Genomic DNA, 15,286 nt, shown 5'->3' on the forward strand with positions numbered 1-15,286 from the left:
AAATGATCGCAATCCGCGTCTATTCATCGACCACAGCTGGCTGAGGTTTGCCCCACAGGAGATAAAGGGGGGGCAGAATGAACAGATTGAGAATCGTCGAAGTGACGAGCCCCCCCACGATGACGACGGCAAGCGGATATTCAATCTCATGCCCTGGCTTATTGCCGGAGATCGCCAACGGCAGCAGAGCTAGCGAGGTTGTCAGCACCGTCATTAAGATCGGCAGTAATCGTTCCTCCGCACCGCGGACGACCAGGTTAAGTCCGAATGGCTCTCCTTCTTCCAACTGCAGATGCCGGTAGTGGCTGACCAACATAATCCCGTTCCGAGCCGCGATTCCCAATACGGTGACAAAGCCGATTAGTGATCCCAATGACAGCACGCCTCCGGCGATCCATGCCGCAACCACACCGCCAATCAAGGCGAAAGGTATTGTCAGCGCGACAATCAGCGTCAGACGCAACGATTGGAAGTCGATATACAAGATGAGAATCATGCCGATCAACGAGACCGCCGAAAGGGCCAGCAGCTGATTTTGCGACTGCTGACGCGCCGTGTATTCCCCCAAAAACTCGGGATGGTAGCCGCGATCGAATGGCACCGTAAAGACCGCCGCTTCGACATCCCGAGCGACCGAGCCCAAATCACGTCCTTCCGCATCGCAGCTGACGTCAATTCGCCGTGAGCCCCCTTCGCGTTTGACTTCGTTGGGCGCCGGCACAATGCTGACATCGGCCAAGTCTTTCAAGGGAACCTGACCGCCGGTGGGCGTATCGATCCGTAAGTCATGCAGCGCGGTCAGGTCGCTTCGCGCCTCTTCGTTGCCCCAGACGACGACGTTGTATTTCTTTTGATTCTCGTAGACCTCTCCCACCTTGGTGCCGCGCAACATGGTCGTCACGGCACGGCGAACTTGTCCGGGGGTCAGACCAAACCGTTCGGCGGCATTGGGACGCAGTCGAACTTCGACCTGCGGCACCAAAACCTGCGGCTCGACCTTCAGGTGGGCAGCTCCTTCCACGTTTTCGATCGCCGCCGCGACTTCTTTGGCCTTCTCGCGCAAAACATCAAGATCGGGACCATAAACTCGCACCACAATGCTCGAGCTTGAACCCGTCAGCACTTCTTTGACCCGTTCACGCAGGTAGGTGAGCACGTCGCGGTACAACCCCGGATACCCTTCCACCGTTTCTAAAATCTGCTCGTGCGTCATTTCATAGTCTGCTTGCTCGTCGATGCTGATCCAGAGTTCGGTGAAGTTGGGCCCAACGACTTCATCCGCCGCTTCCGCACGGCCGATGTGGCTGCCGAAGTTGCGTACGCCGGGTATTGCTCTTAGTTCTTTACTAGCTTGAATCGTGACTCGGTCCATTGCTTCAATCGAAGTCCCGGGGCGCTCGACAAAGTGCATCAAAAAGTCGGTCTCTTGGAAGTTCGGAAGAAACTCTTGCCCCAGCTGACTCGTGAGCCAAGCGGTTCCCAAGAACGAAACGATCAGCAGCGCGATCGCTCCGATCGGACGTCGGATAAACCATGGCAAGATCAAGTGATAAGGCCGACGCAGCCAACGACTCAAAGGAGGTTCGTGAGCCTCCTTCTTTCCATAGGGCAAAATCATTAACGAGAGCGCCGGAGTCACCAACAGCGCCACCAATAGTGAAGCCGAAATCGCCAGGACATAGCCCAACGCTAACGGGCGAAAAAAGGCGCCGGGCAGGCCTTCCAAAAAGAAGATCGGCAAAAATACCAAGATAATAATCGCCGTCGCATAGACGACGGCGCTGCGGACCTCTAACGACGCGGCGAGCACTACCCGAAAAGACGAACGCGGTTGAGCTGCTGCGCGGTTCAATCGGAGACGACGCACGATGTTTTCGACGTCGATGATCGCATCGTCGACCACTTCGCCCAGTGCGATCACCAAGCCGGCGATGATCATGGTGTTGATCGTCAGCCCCCACCAATAAAGGACAACGATCGTCGCCATCAGCGAAAGAGGAATCGCCGTCAAGCTGATCACGGCGGTTCGCCAATCGTAGAGAAACAGAACCAGAATGATCACAACCAGCACGCATCCAATTAGCAACGCCTGCGTTAGATTGTCGATCGAACGTTCGATGAAAGTCGCCGGACGAAAAATGGTGGAATCGATTTCTACGCCGCGAAGCCCCGGTTTCATCAAATCAAGCGCTTCTTCGATCTTGCGAGTGACTTCTAAAATGTTCGCCGCAGGCTGTTTTTCTACGATCAGTAACAAACCGGGCACATCGTTGATAATAGCGTCACCAATTGCGGGCGGCGATCCAATTTGGACCTTCGCGACATCTCCCAATCGCAACACGGAGCCGGTACGATTGGTCACGACGGCTTGGGACAAGTCTTCTGGCGTTTCGACCGGCGACAATTGCCGGACGGCCAAACGTTGGTTGGGCGTATCGACAAAACCGCCTGCGTCAAGGACGACGGCGTCTCCGGCCGACTTCAAGATCATATCAAGCGACAATTGGTGATCGCGCAACCTTTGCGGATCGACCAGAACCTGAAATTCTTTGTCCCGCTGCCCCCAGATCGCTACGTTGGCGACGCCTGGAATCGCCATCAAGCGCGGCCGAATCGTCCAGACGGCAAGTTCCGTCATTTCACGTTGGTCAAGTTCCTCAGACCAGATCCCGATCTTCATCATCCGGCTCAACGAAGAGAGCGGTTGCAAGATGACCGGAGCCCTGGCCACGACCGGTAGTCGAGGAGTCTCCGAGGCCAGCCGCTCTTGGACAAGTTGCCGAGTTCGATAGACATCGGCGCCGTAATTCAGCAGCAAGCGAATCGACGACAGCCCCAGCACCGACTTTGAACGAATCGTCTCTAGGCCGGGGGCGCCTACCAGCGCATTTTCAAGCGGAAATGTGACGAGATTTTCCACCTCTTCCGCAGAAAGCCCTGGAGCCTCGGTCTGAATCTCGATGTAGGGTGGGGAGAACTCTGGAAAAACGTCGAGCGGCAGGTGAGGAATCAAGCGAACCCCCACGACGATCAGCATGATCGACAGCGCCAGGACGGCGACTCGCAGTTTTAACGCAGATTCGACAAGCCAGCTCATCGCGGTTCCTCGGTAGATAATGAAAGTTGTCGCAGCGGAAAGGGAGAAGCGTTACGTCGAACTCGCTCTATTTCGCGAATCCAAACTCCGCTCCGGCCAACTCGGCCGCACCTGCAGTGACGACCTTCGCTCCGACCTCAGGGCCATGCCGAATCGCCGCCCAGTCTTCGTCGACCCAACCGACTTGAACACGTCGCCGGACAAACTTGCGTTCGCCTGTTTGTTCGTAAACCCATTGTCCTCCATAGATGTCATGAATGACGGCGGCCCAAGGGATTGCGGTTTGCATCTCATCTCCTGTCAGCGGCAAATGCAACGCGATCTTTTGCCCTGCCTGGAAACGGTGATTGGGATTTGGCAATTGAAAGTACAAGTCGACGGCCGCGGCCAAGGGGGTCGCGGTTGGGGGAGACGCAATCGGTTGGACGAGTACATCCTGATCCGACGGGCGGCCGTCCAGCATCGTCACGCGAGCGGCCTTCGTCGTGTCAATTTCGTGCAAATCACCGACGTAGACGGGTGCTTGAACCCACAGAACTTCGTCATTCATCACCTCAAACAGGGGCGCTCCAGCGGCGACCATTTCGCCAGGTTGAACCTGGACGGTTCGCAAGATGCCGCTGATCGGCGTGGGAATTGGAATCGTAGCGAGAGCGCCAGCATCCTCATCGAGGATGACTCCATCAATTTGACTTTGTCGCTGCTTCGCCGCGGCCAAGCCTTTTTCGGCCAGTTCCAATTGAGCTTTCGCTTCATCGACGCTCCGTACGGTGCCAACCATATCGTTTAGCAATCTCTCGGCCCGCTGTAATGCGATCTGGGCGGCGTCGACCTGGACCGTCGCCTGCTGGACAGCACCTTCCGCATCGATCTTTGACTGAGCCAAAGTATTCTTGGCTTCTGCAAATCGAATCCTCTCCGAAGGAGTCAGCACCGCACGCTCAGGTGACAAAAGCGGGTAGATGGACAAAATCGGCTGACTTTTATTGACACTTCGTCCGGCATCCAGCCTCGATTGACCGCTCGGACTACGCAGCGTGCCGGCCAGCGGCGCCGAGACAATCACCGACGCATCCGTGGGCAAAACCAAATCGGCGCCATAGGGACGCGTGCGAACCATCTTCCGCTTCTCGACCGCCACCGTCTCTAATCCAAGTCGCCTGATCGCATCTTCCGTCAGTTCGATAACGTTAAGATCACTTTCGGAAACTGGACGCGTCGTTTTGGAAGGCGACTCTGCGGACGACTTCGGCTTAGTCGATTTCTGTTGGCAACCGCATGTCAGCGATACGCAGGCGCAGAGAACCAATAGGACCAGGCAGCGCGCGCTCTGACTAAGCGTTGGACTCATCAACTTTGACCTTTCCGCGGATGGGCGATTCATGGAGGTTCGTCTCGGGGGGCGACAAATTCTCGCTGCTTGACGAAGCTTTGGGCAAGCAGATGACGACTTTCGTACCTGCGTTGAGTTCGCTGTGTAACTCGACAGTTCCTTGATGCGCCACGATGATGGCCTGCGTGATCGCTAGCCCCAGACCTGTACCGCCGATGGAACGGTTTCGAGAAGAATCCACTCGATGGAACCGATCAAACACACGTTCTAATTGGTTCGTTGGAATCCCGATGCCGTGGTCGCAAATCGTGACCTGAACTTGCTGGCCGATGTCAGTTGTCTCTACTTCGATCGTCGAATCCGGCGAAGAATACTTGATCGCGTTCTCCAGCACGTTGAAGAAAGCTTGGCTCAAGCGAACATCGTCTCCCAGCGCTTCACATTCCAGGATCTGATTGGTCGATAACGTAACGCTTCGCGATTCGGAGAGCGGACGCAGTAGTTCGACCACGTCTTGCAACAACGCATCGATCTGCACAGGTTCCCTCTCACAAGCGGCGAGACCTGCGTCCTGACGGCTGAGCGTCAATAACTGATCCGCAAGCGTTCCTAATCGCGTCGCTTCTTCCACGATTACTCGAAGCGCCGTCTTATATTCTTCTTCGGTACGCGTTTTCCGCAGCATTGACTCCGCCTCTGAGCGCAGGACGGCCAGCGGCGTTCGTAGTTCGTGCGAAGCGTCGGCGGTGAATCGACGAATTTCTTCCACAGCCCGTTCCAAGCGAGCGATTAGGCGATTCAGCGTTCCGGCAAGATGCCCTAGTTCATCATGCGGATTGGCGACGGCGATCCGGCGATCGAGTTGCGAGATCGTGATCGAGTCGGCCACCCTGGCAATCTGCTCGACGGGGGCCAACGCTCTGGCCGCTAGGAAGTAGCCTCCGAAAAGGGCGAACAGAATTCCGATGGGAAGCAGAACCGCGATTAACGCGAACAGGGTTTCAATGTCCGTGATCAGAGGCTTAAGCGGCGTGAGAACTTTGATGACCAGCTTTCCGTTCTGCTCTTCGACCGTTCTCGTGGCGATACGATAGGATGCGTCGTTCATCGCTTGTCGCGTTTCAAATTCATAATCAGCGCCTGACAATTGAGCGGCGACTTCTGACGTTACGCCGGAACTGGCGAACAACACCGCTTGACTCTCATTGAAAATCACGAAGTCAAACGTCTCATGCTGACGAAATCGCGCCGCTAGATTAACGTCAAGTTCGCTTGGGTCCTCAGCGAGTTGGACCTCTAGGTAAAGTTCCTGCAGCTCTTCTTGCAATTCCGCATCCATGCGCGCTAACAATTGCTGATAGGTCAGGGGGATCAGCAATGAACAGAAAACCGCCAAAATAGCGGCCAATGCAGCGGCATACCAAAGCGTCAAACGCCAACGGATGGAAATGTTCAACATGGAGGGTCTCCCAGCAAATAACCCTGGCCACGAATCGTGTGCAGAATGGTTGTTAGCCCAGGCGCTTCGAGTACTTTTCGCAGATGGTTGATATGCACCTGAATGACGTTAGTCCAAGTTGCGGTGGGCTCTTTCCAGACATCCCGCGCGACCATCTCGCGCGTTACAATTTCGTTACCGTGCCGCATCAGGTAGATCAATATTTCCAGCTGTCGATTCTGAAGTTCCAATTCGTTGCCATCGCGGTATGCCTGACGGAGAAGCAAATCGACGGTAATGGGGCCAAATTTCAGCAGCGTGGTTTCCGACTGTGGTCCACGTCGCAAGAGAGCACGAATGCGAGCCAACAATTCGTCCCAGGAAAACGGTTTTACTAAGTAGTCGTCGGCGCCTGTATCGAGCCCCCTAACGCGATCTTCCACCGCATCGCGAGCGGTGAGCATCAGCACCGCAACGCTATTGCCGTCGCCGCGAACAGCAGCCAGCCAATCGACGCCGCTTCCATCGGGGAGCATGATATCGAGCAGCACTAAATCGACTTGATCGGAGAACTGCCGACTGGCCGCCGCCAATGTCTCGGCGGCGAGCGTCGCATAGCCGGATTCTTCGAGAGTACGAACAATACTCCCCAGAAGTCGCGGTTCGTCTTCGACAATCAGGATTAGGGACATGCGGTCAAGCAGTGGGTGAATCGGCAGGTACATCGCAACGCGCTCTACTATCTTCATTCATCGACCGTCCAACGAGAAGTTCAGGACGTGAAGATAAACTCGAATTCATCTACTGGCTTGGGGGTCAACGCCGGAAAGGTGAAGGCGCCGCCGGATGTTTGTTAACGTTCACGAGCACCAAGCTTGCGAGCGGATTTCGATCGGCGTGAGCGCGAATTTGACGAATTGCGGTCTTTACAACGATCACGGGCGCCAAGGTCTCTCCCCCGCTACCCTTAAAACTTTGGCATCTAAGGCGACCACTACGGTCGCCACGCTCCTTTGAGAGACTTTGCTTCGGAACCAGTCATCACTCCGTCGCTTGATGCACTTTCGCATCGAGCGACGTTTTTTGCTCCCTGGATCGGCAAATCGCTTGCTCCACGAAGAACGGGTTCCAACTGTTCAGAGCCGATTTTGCAGGTTTTGGCGATGGTCGCGGCTTCTTGAACAAATGGTCGCCAGGACGAATCGGTTCAGCTAAACTAGGAGATCACGCGACCGATTTTCCTCGACCAGCATCCCTTTCGAGCATCCCCGCTCACGAGTGCGTTCTTTCCCCAGCGCCCTTGCCCTGTGCCCCGATTCGTAGTCTGGAGTTCCTTCATGCACCGCCCGTTTCGCCGTTTGATCTTGCTCAGTTCCGTTCTACTTCTGATTGCCGCGACTGCCGCCGCGGAAGATCATCCAGATCGTGTCGTTCACCAGGGCGTTCCCCAAGGAAAGATCACTGCGGGGAAGTTCCAAGAGAGCCAGATTTTCCCCGGCGCCGTGCGCGACTACAGCGTCTACGTTCCGGCGCAGTACCAAGCAGATCAACCGGCCGCGCTGATGGTCTTCATGGATGGCGGCGGTTTCGCCAACCCGAAGGGCGCCTATCGCGTTCCTGTGGTCTTCGACAATCTGATTCATAAGAAAGAAATGCCGGTCACCATCGCCGTCTTCGTCAATCCAGGCACGATTCCCGCAACGATCCCCGGCGGCAAGGCCCGCAGCAATCGGTCGTTTGAGTATGACTCGCTGGGAGACCGATACGCGAACTTCCTAGTCGACGAGTTTTTGCCGGTGGCGCTGAAGGGACTGAACGTCTCAACCGACCCAGCCGATCGCGCCGTTGCCGGAGGCTCATCCGGCGGCATCTGTGCGTTTACGACGGCTTGGGAAAGACCAGACCAGTTTGGCAAAGTGTTGAGCAATATCGGCAGCTACACCAATATTCGCGGCGGCTGGGCCTATCCCGGCTTGATCCGCAAGACGAAGAACAAACCGAAAGCGCTGAAGGTTTACTTGCAGGATGGCGTCGACGACTTGAGCAACCTTCACGGCAGTTGGCCCTTGGGAAATCAAGATATGGCGGCGGCGCTGCAATTTGCTGGGTATCCCTACAAATTGGTCATGACCGACGGCGGACATAGCGGAAAATGGGCCGGCGAAGTCCTACCCGAAGCGCTGAAGTGGCTCTGGGATGACAACGCAGAATCGACCAATATTCCCATCGTCAACACCAAGCCGAAATGGGAACCGCATCTCGACGCGGTTGCTCGCGATGACGTTCCCAAGGGGACGGTGAAGGTAATGAAGCCGTGGGAATCAACTATTTTTCCCGGCACGATTCGGGACTGGTCGATCTATGTGCCGGCTCAATACAAAGCCGATGAACCTGCCGCGCTGATGGTGTTTCAGGATGGGGAGAAAATGCGCGACGTCAACGGTCGCTGGCGCGTGCCGGTGGTTTTTGACAATTTGATTGCTCGCGGCGACATGCCTCCCACGATCGCCGTCTTCCTCAATCCAGGACAGGAGAAAACGAAACCGGTCAAGAAGGGCAAGTTTTCAAATCGCGGCTTTGAATACGACAACTTGGGAGATCGTTATGCCCGCTTCCTGGCGGAAGAGATCCTTCCCGAGGTTCGCAAGCACTACAACATATCTGACGATCCCAACCTGCACGCGATCGGTGGATCCAGTTCTGGCGCCATCTGCGCCTTTACGACTGCTTGGGAGCGGACCGATCTTTTCCGCAAAGTCTACAGCAGCGTCGGCAGCTTCACAAACCTGCGCGGCGGCAACGTCTATCCGGCGCTCGTTCGCAAGACCGAACCCAAACCGATTCGCGTCTATATGGCCGACACTAGCGGCGACGTCGACAACGCCTTCGGAAGCTGGCCGTGGGCCAATCAGCGGATGGCCTCCGCTTTGAAGTACATGGGTTACGATACTCGTTTTGACTGGGCCGAAGGATACGCGCACAACTCGGACTTTGGCGGTTCGAAATTCCCCGAAGCAATGAAGTGGCTGTGGCGCAATGAAACCTTCGTCCCCCAGATCGATACCACCGACGACCTGGGCAGCGACTTTACGCTGCTGGACCTGTTGGTTCCAGACGAAAGCTGGGAGTTGGTCGCCGATGACCTGGGATTTGCCGACGCCCTTTGTGCCGACAAGGATGGCAATCTCTACTACTGTGATATGAAGGCCCCGGCCGTGGTCCGTATCAGCGCCGCCGACGGCGCGAAGACCGAGATCGCCCAGGAGTCAGTCAGCGGCTTGGAGTTTAGCCCGGATGGTTCGCTGCTTTACGCCTGTCAAGGATCGAAAAACCGCGTCATTTCGATCAACATCAAGAGCGGCGAAGTCAAGACGGTGGCCGAAGGGGTCAAACCCAACGACCTGGCTGTCACCAACGATGGCTTCATCTTGATCACCGAGACGCAAGCGCAGCAGGTGACTCGCATCGATCCCCAAACTGGCGAAGTGACTCCGGTCGACACCGGGATTAACAAACCCAACGGCATCGCACTTACCAACGACGGCGCTACCCTGGCCGTCTCCGATTACGGCGGAACGCAGACGTGGACGTTTCGCGTCAGCGCCGGCGGAGTTCTTGACGCCAAAGCGCCAACGATGCCGATGCGACTGCCCATCGATCCGCAGGGAGAATTCCGGTTCAATGAACCGCCCCCGTACATGGCTTCGTCTAAGGGGGACGGCATGGCCGTTGACAAAGCGGGCCGGTATTACGTGACCAGCGCGTTGGGCGTCCAAGTTTTCGATCCGACCTGCCGCCCTTGCGGAGTTCTGCCGAAAGTTAACAAGGACCAGCCGCTGACAACCTGCATGCTGGCCGGGCCCGATTTCAGCACGCTCTACATCGCCCACGGCAAGCAGATTTATCGACGCAAGCTGACCGTCGCATCCACGAAGTAGCTGGTTACTTCCGCTGCGGAAGACCGGGAAAGAAAGCGTTCGTCCGGGCTACATATTCCTGGTAGCCCGGCTTGGTCGAGGAGAGCTTCTTCTCGAGCAACGTGACGCCTGAGACTTTCATCAAAAAGACCGACATCGCCAGGGGCCCGATCACCGTCCACCAGGCGCCGCTTTGCGCCACGGCGACCAGATAAAATCCCCACCACACGAGAAAGTCGCCGAAGTAGTTGGGATGTCGCGTGTAGCGCCAAAGCCCCGCATCGAGTAGGCGCCCTTGGTTTTCGGCGACGGAGCGAAAATGGGCCAACTGCCAATCGCCGACGGCTTCAAAACTCAGACCCGTCCCCCAGACAATGAGGCCGGCGAGCGCCAGCCAGACGATCTGCTGATCGGCGCTGGCAATTCCAACTTGTAGCGGTAGTGCGACGACCCACATGACGACTCCCTGCAAGCCAAAGACGATAACCAAGCTTGCAATCGGAAATGCGCCCCCCCAATGCTCGCGCATCGAGCGATAGCGATAGTCTTCGGGCTTGCCGTGGTTGCGCCAAAATAGATATCCGCTCAGGCGCACTCCCCAGACGGTCACCATGAGCGGCAGCAACCAGCGCTGGGCCGATTTGTCGGCGCCCCACAAGAACGCGGACCAGGCAATCAGCACAAAGCCCATTCCCCACGCGATGTCAACGATGCTCACATCTCGGCGCCAAAGACTGAGCCCCCAGACCAGCGTCATCATTACGGTGATGACGGCTGCAGATCGGACAAGTACGGCGGTTAGTTCTGAGGGCATGGCTGGAACAAATAGTGAGAGACAAACCATTGCTGGCCATGTTGAAATGCGAATAGTTCTTCGCACGCAATAAAGAACATTCGCCAACGATTATGCCAACGTCTGGCTTCGGCGGGACCGTAGGTTTCGGCCAGTATTGCCCGAATCTCGCTTCTCGCGGCGTCTTGTTTCTGCAGCCACGCGCGACAGGTCTTGGCGTAATGCGTTCCCTCCCAGGTCCACTGCGAAACCAAATCCAGCGGAGATCCGCAGCGCGGCAACAAGTCGACGCTCGGCATCATGCCGCCGGTAAAAAAGTATCGCCCCATCCAGTTTCGCGTTCCTTCGGATTGAAACAGATACGGCATATCCCGATGGCAGAAAATGTGAACGAACAGTCTTCCGTCAGGACGCAGCCAATCATGAATCCGCCGCATCAATTCGCGATGGTTACGCATGTGCTCGAACATCTCGACCGAAACAACGCGATCAAACGTCTGGTCGGTCGCAAACTCGTTCATATCGGCAGTGATCACGCTTAGGTTGTGCAGTCCACGCTGTAGAGCCTGGGCTTGGATAAATTCGCGTTGGGAGTTTGAGTTGGACACTGCGGTGATGCGGCTGAGCGGATAGTTCTCGGCCATCCACAGCGACAGCGAACCCCAACCGCAACCGAGCTCCAGCACCTCCATACCGTCAGCAAGCCCTGCATGCTCGCAAGTCTTTCGCAGCGATTCGACTTCCGCTTGATCGAGCGTTGACGTCTCTGGCGTCCAATAACAGCAGCTATATTTGAGTCGACTACCCAACACTCGTTGAAAGAATGCTGCTGGCACTTCGTAGTGCTGCTCGTTCGCCTTTTGCGGCACGACCGCGATGGGGGCAGCTTGAGTCGCGCGGAGAAAATTTTCCACCGTCGCGTCACCCGATCGCAATCGGCGCTGCTTCAAGCCGCTCGTCAATAACCGACGAATGCCGAAACGCACGAGCGCATCGGGCATCCGGCCGTTCTCCGCTGCGTTGAGCAGCAGCCCGAACCACGTGTCGCTGCGCTGCTGGGCGCCGTCGGACGAACTGTTTAGTACGTCGGCTTGTCCCAGACAATCTGAACAACTCCCACCGTTTTCTCGCGGAACGCCGCTTCGCAGTAACACAAATAATACTCCCACATACGAATGAAACGATCGTCGAAGCCGAGACTTCGCACTTCTGCTAACCGCTCGAAAAATCGTCGTCGCCAATGAAGCAGCGTCGTCGCATAGTGCGGCGAGAGATCCTCGATCGACTGCAGGCGCAAATTAGAGGTGCGACCGATCGCCGCTTGCATCGCCGCGACCGATGGCAAAAATCCGCCGGGGAAAATGTAGCTTTGGATGAAGTCGACCGAAGATCGATAAGTGTCGTAGCGGTCTTCCGGCATGACGATCGCTTGAATCACCAGTCTACCGCCGGGCTTGAGCAATTTGGCGCATTGCTCGAAATAGCCCTCTAGGTACTTTTCGCCGACGGCCTCTACCATTTCGATCGAGACAATCTTGTCGTATTGGCCGATTAGATCGCGATAGTCGGCGTTGAGCAGACGAATCTGGTCGACGACGCCAGCCGCTTGAAAACGTGCTCGCGATTTCTCGAACTGTGAGTTGGAGATCGTCGTTGTCGTTAAGTCACGAACGCCCTGTTTGGCCGCATGCAGCGCGAATCCGCCCCAGCCGGTTCCGATCTCCAAGACACGATCCGATGATCGCAGTTCTAGCTTCTCGCAGATAAGCTGCAATTTTGCGACCGACGCGTCATGCAGCGACATGTTGGCGTGCTTAAAATAAGCGGACGAATACATCCAGGTCGAATCGAGAAACAAGGCAAAGAAGTCGTTGCTCAGATCGTAGTGTGCGGCGATATGCTTGCGGCTTCCCCTGCGGGTGTTTCCATCCCACAAGTTGAGCAATCGGCGTCCCCAACGCGCGAAGGAGGCAAATCCTGTTTCGGCCTCGTCGGTGCGCGACAAGTTGCGACAAAAGATCTGCAACAGCGCGGTCAGATCGTCGCTGCGCCACTGCCCTTGTAAGTACGATTCGGCGAATCCGATGCTGCCGCCCGAGGCCAGATGCGAAAAAAAACGAGGGTCGTTGATCCCCCAGTCCGCCTGGAGGTTATCGCCGGAGCAATCGCCAAAGCAAATCACATCCGAAGTATCGGCGTAGCGGATCTGGCCGCCTGCGACATTTTCGAGCCAGCGAAGCAATTTGCGTCGCGACATATTCTGCAACCAGGTTCGGCGAGGCGCAGCAGACGCGATCGGCGGCGGGAATCGCGGGGATTCGACTTCGTCAACGTTCGTTTCGCGGGGAAGCGTCGTGCTGGAGATCATTGAAGTTCTTCAACGGGTTGAGCGGAAAGTGTGGTAGCGGAATCAGTTTGCTGGATCGTATGTTGTTTGGGCGGATGCGGGAAATAAGGCGCCTTCTTCCACCAGAGCCGCAATGCTTGCCAATAGATGGCGCCCATGATTTGGGCTGACATCAGCGGAAAGCGAAGCCCCAGCGTCAAAATGCTTCCGATGGTGAGCGGACGGCGACGAAGTTGTAGCGTCGCGTCAAAGACGCACTGCGCGTCGTCATGGTTTTCAATTTGAATCGACAGGCGATCAGCCGGCGTCGACATGCGCCAGTGATAACGCATCTCCATCGGCAGGAAGGGGGAAACGTGAAACTCTTTCGCATTTTGAAAGCGAACGATGCGCTGATCGGCGTCATATGGAAGCACATACGCGTGTCGCTCGCCCCAGGGGGTATTGGTCACTTCGGCGACAACAGCTTCCAATCGCTCGCCTGCCGCGTCGTAACAGTAGTAGAGCGAGACCGGATTGAAGACCAGCCCGAAGGTCCGAATCTGGGTCAACAAGCGGATAGGGCCATTCAGTCGCAAGCCTAATTGCCGCTCCACTAGATCACGTACGCAGTCAACCAAGGGTCGCTCAGCGGGACCTAAATAATCGGCACGCCGAAACTGACAGAGACTCCAGCGCTGCGTCGACCAAAGACCGGGAAATCGGAACACTTGGTCCACTTCCTCTAAATCGATCGACACCATGTACAGCTTGCGTTCGAAGAGGTGCTCGACTGGTGAAAAACGGCGATGGCGCACGCTGCCAACGTACAAACAAGATTTGCGATTCCCACGGTCGGGTTGAGGCAAGCAACTCTCCATTGCCGCAGCGGACGACTGCCGACTTGTCTCGTCCTCATGAACCGTAGTTCCGCTCACGTGCGACCTCCCCCAGAAGAAGTCGCCGTATGGAAGGTGCTGCTGCGCGACGGACCGGAAACGTCCACTGCAGAAGTCCGCTGGGGGCCAAGCGACCATTCCGCAATCGCGAATCTTCGACAGACGGCCAGCGCACTCACGACGCCATCCTCATGAAATCCGTTCCGCCAATAGGCGCCGCAATACGACGTGCGGCGATGCCGAATCAGTTCGTGATGGCGACGCTGCACTTCGGCGCGGCGCGTGGTGAACAAGGGATGCGAATAGCGAAATTTGGCCAACACCTTCTCAGGGTCGATCGCTTGATCTTCGTTCAGCGTTACGCAAAAAGTGTGCGGCGATTGAATCTGTTGCAGCAGATTCATGTTGTAAGTCAATGTCGGACGCAAAGAAGTTTCGGTCGGAATATGGTAATTCCAACTCGACCAAGCACGTCGACGGCGCGGCAAGACGGACTCATCGGTATGCAAACAGGCTTGGCTCGTGCTGTACGGAAATGCCGAGAGCAACTCTTGTTCGGTTTTATCGGCGTCCGCCAGCAACTGAAGCGCCTGATCGCTGTGGCAGGCAAACACCACTTCGTCAAATCGCTTGCTCCCGCCGCCGTGGAGAACCAGGACGCTATCTTCAAATCTTCGCACCGCTCGCACCGGGCAATTCAGTCGAATCTTCGCACGAAACGGCGCCACAAGTCGCTCGACATATCGGCGTGAACCGCCCCGGATGATGCGCCATGTCGGACGATCTCGTAGGCTCAATAAACCATGATTGACATAGAATTCGAGAATGAATCGGATCGGAAACTGAGCAAAGTCGTCCAGCGGACACGACCAGATCGCGGCGCCCATCGGCAAGAGATACTTTTCGGCAAATTGCTGGGAGTACCCCTTTTCGGCCAAATACTGCTCGACGGTTTGGTCGGCGGGCGCTGTGGCTAAATCGCGCTCTCCCTGTCGGTTAAAACGTAAGATATCGGCCAACATCCGCAGAAAGCGAGGCCGCACAAGATTTTGCCGTTGAGCAAAGACGCCGTTGAGGGAACTGCCGTTGTACTCGAGTCCGGTTTGGTCGCAACGAACGCTAAACCCCATCGACGTCGGGCTGGTCTCGACCTGGAGGTCGGCCAGAATTCGAGAAAAGTTAGGATAGGTTCGTTCGTTATAGACGATGAACCCGGTGTCGATCGCATGACTTTCCCCCATCCACTGGGCGGTGACTGTGTTCGTATGTCCGCCGATTCGCGAGTCCGCTTCAAACAAGGTGACGTCATGCTCATACGACAACAGTCGAGCACATACGAGACCTGAAATTCCTGAACCAACGACGGCAATGTGCACAGAAGTCTCCTGGGGGGTATCCCTTTATCAGTCAATGCTGTTTTGTAGACGGCGTCATCTAATTGACCAGTCCCCAGTCCAAATTCAAAGGAAACTTTTGCGCGAGC

Annotated in this window: 10 protein-coding genes; 1 reads left to right on the forward strand and 9 read right to left on the reverse strand. The window is 56.3% G+C overall.

Annotated elements, in window-relative coordinates:
* Nucleotides 1-19: 19 nt before the first annotated feature.
* From DSM3645_RS16730 to DSM3645_RS16745, 4 genes are all read right to left on the reverse strand, one after another.
* Nucleotides 20-3,097: an efflux RND transporter permease subunit gene (locus DSM3645_RS16730; protein WP_002653433.1), complete on the reverse strand. Its 3,078-nt coding sequence runs from the start codon at nt 3,095-3,097 to the stop codon at nt 20-22.
* A gap of 67 nt (nt 3,098-3,164) precedes the next feature.
* Nucleotides 3,165-4,238 carry an efflux RND transporter periplasmic adaptor subunit gene (locus tag DSM3645_RS16735; protein ID WP_202594952.1) on the reverse strand — a complete coding sequence of 358 codons (1,074 nt, stop codon included), beginning with the start codon at nt 4,236-4,238 and terminating at the stop codon, nt 3,165-3,167.
* Between the two features lie 193 nt (nt 4,239-4,431).
* The gene (locus DSM3645_RS16740; protein WP_002653435.1) at nt 4,432-5,889 is read right to left on the reverse strand and encodes a sensor histidine kinase; all 1,458 of its coding nucleotides are present in this window, start codon (nt 5,887-5,889) and stop codon (nt 4,432-4,434) included.
* Nucleotides 5,883-6,617, reverse strand: a complete 735-nt coding sequence (locus tag DSM3645_RS16745; RefSeq protein ID WP_202594953.1) for a response regulator transcription factor — start codon at nt 6,615-6,617, stop codon at nt 5,883-5,885. Before DSM3645_RS16745 ends, DSM3645_RS16740 begins: the two co-directional genes overlap by 7 nt.
* Before the next feature lie 588 nt (nt 6,618-7,205).
* Here DSM3645_RS16745 and DSM3645_RS16750 point away from each other — a divergent pair.
* Nucleotides 7,206-9,806 carry an alpha/beta hydrolase-fold protein gene (locus DSM3645_RS16750; RefSeq protein ID WP_002653437.1) on the forward strand — a complete coding sequence of 867 codons (2,601 nt, stop codon included), beginning with the start codon at nt 7,206-7,208 and terminating at the stop codon, nt 9,804-9,806.
* Nucleotides 9,807-9,810: 4 nt separating this feature from the next.
* On the opposite strand, the gene DSM3645_RS16755 is transcribed toward DSM3645_RS16750, so the two are convergent.
* From DSM3645_RS16755 to DSM3645_RS16775, 5 genes are read right to left on the reverse strand one after another with little or no spacing between them, the layout of a single operon-like run.
* Nucleotides 9,811-10,599 (reverse strand): DUF1295 domain-containing protein, encoded by a 789-nt coding sequence (locus DSM3645_RS16755; protein WP_040351908.1) that lies wholly within the window; start codon nt 10,597-10,599, stop codon nt 9,811-9,813.
* A complete protein-coding gene (locus DSM3645_RS16760; RefSeq protein ID WP_237564835.1) occupies nt 10,584-11,732 on the reverse strand; it encodes an SAM-dependent methyltransferase in 1,149 nt (382 codons plus the stop codon). Before DSM3645_RS16760 ends, DSM3645_RS16755 begins: the two co-directional genes overlap by 16 nt.
* Nucleotides 11,657-12,946 (reverse strand): SAM-dependent methyltransferase, encoded by a 1,290-nt coding sequence (locus tag DSM3645_RS16765; RefSeq protein WP_002653440.1) that lies wholly within the window; start codon nt 12,944-12,946, stop codon nt 11,657-11,659. Before DSM3645_RS16765 ends, DSM3645_RS16760 begins: the two co-directional genes overlap by 76 nt.
* Nucleotides 12,943-13,941 (reverse strand): DUF1365 domain-containing protein, encoded by a 999-nt coding sequence (locus tag DSM3645_RS16770; RefSeq protein WP_315849857.1) that lies wholly within the window; start codon nt 13,939-13,941, stop codon nt 12,943-12,945. Before DSM3645_RS16770 ends, DSM3645_RS16765 begins: the two co-directional genes overlap by 4 nt.
* Complete coding sequence (locus DSM3645_RS16775; protein WP_081444858.1) at nt 13,839-15,179, reverse strand: NAD(P)/FAD-dependent oxidoreductase; 1,341 nt, start codon at nt 15,177-15,179, stop codon at nt 13,839-13,841. The genes DSM3645_RS16770 and DSM3645_RS16775 overlap by 103 nt, the downstream gene beginning before the upstream one ends.
* Nucleotides 15,180-15,286 lie beyond the last annotated feature (107 nt).

Source organism: Blastopirellula marina DSM 3645 (assembly GCF_000153105.1).
Lineage (GTDB): Bacteria > Planctomycetota > Planctomycetia > Pirellulales > Pirellulaceae > Blastopirellula > Blastopirellula marina.

Coding starts and splice junctions, on each gene's coding strand:
- DSM3645_RS16740 (WP_002653435.1), bottom strand. CDS start 5,889: ATGTTGAACATTTCCATCCGTTGGCGTTTGACGCTTTGGTATGCCGCT.
- DSM3645_RS16745 (WP_202594953.1), bottom strand. CDS start 6,617: ATGAAGATAGTAGAGCGCGTTGCGATGTACCTGCCGATTCACCCACTG.
- DSM3645_RS16750 (WP_002653437.1), top strand. CDS start 7,206: ATGCACCGCCCGTTTCGCCGTTTGATCTTGCTCAGTTCCGTTCTACTT.
- DSM3645_RS16755 (WP_040351908.1), bottom strand. CDS start 10,599: ATGCCCTCAGAACTAACCGCCGTACTTGTCCGATCTGCAGCCGTCATC.
- DSM3645_RS16765 (WP_002653440.1), bottom strand. CDS start 12,946: ATGATCTCCAGCACGACGCTTCCCCGCGAAACGAACGTTGACGAAGTC.
- DSM3645_RS16730 (WP_002653433.1), bottom strand. CDS start 3,097: ATGAGCTGGCTTGTCGAATCTGCGTTAAAACTGCGAGTCGCCGTCCTG.
- DSM3645_RS16770 (WP_315849857.1), bottom strand. CDS start 13,941: ATGGTCGCTTGGCCCCCAGCGGACTTCTGCAGTGGACGTTTCCGGTCC.